The organism is Thermoplasmata archaeon (assembly GCA_038729465.1).
Taxonomy (GTDB): domain Archaea; phylum Thermoplasmatota; class Thermoplasmata; order Thermoplasmatales; family ARK-15; genus JAVRLB01.
This window is the reverse complement of record JAVYRZ010000019.1, coordinates 1-2,624: the sequence shown is the minus strand read 5'-3', so window position 1 is coordinate 2,624 and position 2,624 is coordinate 1. Positions and strand designations below refer to the sequence as shown.

Annotated in this window: 1 protein-coding gene; it reads right to left on the bottom strand. The window is 37.1% G+C overall.

Annotation, left to right across the window (positions count from 1 at the left end; genetic code table 11):
- Position 1: 1 nt before the first annotated feature.
- Entirely contained in the window at positions 2-2,212 is a 2,211-nt protein-coding gene (gene metG, locus QXQ25_05400) for a methionine--tRNA ligase (GenBank protein MEM0161138.1), read from the bottom strand.
- Between the last annotated feature and the right edge of the window lie 412 nt (positions 2,213-2,624).

Below are 2,624 nucleotides of genomic sequence, written 5' to 3'. Positions count from 1 at the left end.
CTCATCTAACTTTTCCTCCGAGCTTAATGTCACGGTCTAATGTTACAAGATGATCTTTTATGTGAAGTATCATGGGCCTATTTCTGTCAAAAAACAGGATGCAATATTTTCCAAGCCAATCTTTAGGCGCACTGTAAGGTACTTGATACTGTTTAGATCCCGTTGCGGTAATCATATCATCCTCTATATTCTCAATCTTTGCCACCTCAAATTTTAATTTTTCAAAATTTTTGTATTTGAGAATCTTACCAGAATCAGAAATCAAGTTATTTGCCTCCACTTTCAATCCAGTTTCTTTTATCTCTGGAAGTAATAAGCATACTTGTTCAGAATCATCTGCTGCTAATAGCATGCCCTCTGACTTCACAGCTCTTATCTCTGCAGGCTCTAAATTGTATAAGAGTATAACATATCTTCCTTTTAGCTCTTCTTTCATATAATGTTTTCTCAACCCTGCAATAAGAGTTCTCTCTTCCCCACCAACTTCGAGCTTTAAGATGTACAATCTGTCAGCATCTGGATGTTCAGTAACATCGGTGATTCTGGCTACCCGCAAATCTAATTTTTGCCAATCTTCAAACTGCTCTTCTAGTTCCAGTTTCTTGAACAACAACTCTGGTTCTTTCATCGGCATGGATTCTATATCATTTAAGCTCTCGGTCCATCCTACCGTAGATATTTTACTATCATAGCCAAGCATGTTCCATACTCTCTGCGAGGTTACTGGTAGATATGGATAGCCCATTATAGCAAGTGCCCTTGCTAACCTTAAAGATAGATGCAGTTTGGTCTTACATTTTTTTATATTTGAATTAAAAAGATCCCAAGGGGCACTGTTATCAAAATAGACATTTGCAAACCTCACCAGCGAAAGCCACTCTTTGAATGCTTTTTTTAAATCCACGTTATTGATCATCCCAGCCATAGAATTGGATGTGTTTTCTATCTTCTTGAGCAATTCTATGTCCTTATCGTCCAGATCATACTGTTCTGGCACTTTATCAAACCTGCTCTTAGTAAAAGTTAGAGCCCTGTTAATAAAATTTGCATATTTATCAATGAGTTCTTGGTTGACCATGTTCACAAAATCTGGAAGCGTAAAATCAGAGTCTCTCAACTCTGGCAAATTTAAGGATAGATAAAACCTCAGCATCTCAGCATCAAAATTTTTAAGGAGATCTGGCATAGTGAACCCGATGCCCCTGCTCTTTGAGAATTTTGCAAAGTCGAATCTTAAATATTCGTTTGCAGGCACGTTGTAAGGCAAATTCAAGCCTCCATGTGCCATCAACATTGCGGGCCATCTTATGGTATGGAATGGTATGTTGTCTTTGCCTAAAAAGTAATAATGTTTTGCATCTGGATCTTTCCAGAACTTTTTCCAGTAATCTGGGTTGTTAATGGATTCTGAATAAGCAATAGAAGCTGATAAGTAACCAATTACTGCTTCAAACCACACATATATCCTTTTATTTTCAAATCCTTTAACAGGCACTTCAACACCCCAGTCTAAATCTCGGGTAATAGGTATGTCTTTTAATCCCCCTTCTAGATATTTTTTAGTAAAGTTTAGAACATTGTCTCTCCAGAAATTTTTAGTGCCTAACCACTCTTTTATCTCTGCTTCAAACTCTGAAAGCTTGAAAAACAGATGCTCGGTATCCTTAAAAATCGGGGTGGTACCGCATATCTTGCATCTTGGATTAATTAAGTCAGAAGGATCTAGAGTCTTGCCGCAATTATCACACTGATCCCCTCGCGCTTCCGGATTGCCACAGTAAGGACACGTACCTTCTACATAGCGATCTGGCAAAAACCTGTTACAGTGCGGGCAGTACGGAGATACCATCAATTTTGGATAGACAAACCCTTTTCCATAAATTTCGAGTATAAACTCTTTCACCACCTTCTTATGCACATCTGAGGAAGTACGCGAATATAAATCGAAAAAAACATTCATTTTATCTATAATATCCTTATTGATATTATGATATTTGTCCACAATCTCCTGAGGCGATTGATGCTCTTTTTCAGCAGTGATCGTTATGGGCGTGCCATGCTCGTCGCTGCCTGATACCATAAGCACCTCGTTACCATTCATTCTCTGAAACCTGGAAAATATATCCGCAGGTAAAATCGCACCTGCCATATGCCCTGCATGTATCGGCCCGTTAGCATAGGGCCAAGCTACACCGATTAATATTCTGGTCATTAAAATATGTAATGGCTATTTATATTTAACATTTGCGAGCGAGAATTTCCATCTCATAAGATGAGTAGGGTGCCATAATCTATCTCTTGGAGCATATTTTTGTGATAGCCACTTTTCTCAATTTGCTTACCAATTAAGGCAAAGTTTACCAGTTCACTAATCAAACAATCTTCATATAAAGAATATACTGGAAGGCTATTATTTTTTTCTCTTTAATATATAGTTAGAAAAAACGATTATATATACTAGTGTATGATAAGGTATTAACAATGAAAACTAAGGGAGGAAAGGACTTATAAAAATAGGATCATTATTGCATTGTTGTTCAAAAAGAAAACACCATTTAATTGAGATGTATTATGAAAGTTAAAAGAACAGAGCAGATCCAGATTTGTGAAAATGATGAACTTCG

Coding starts and splice junctions, on each gene's coding strand:
- metG (MEM0161138.1), bottom strand. CDS start 2,212: ATGACCAGAATATTAATCGGTGTAGCTTGGCCCTATGCTAACGGGCCG.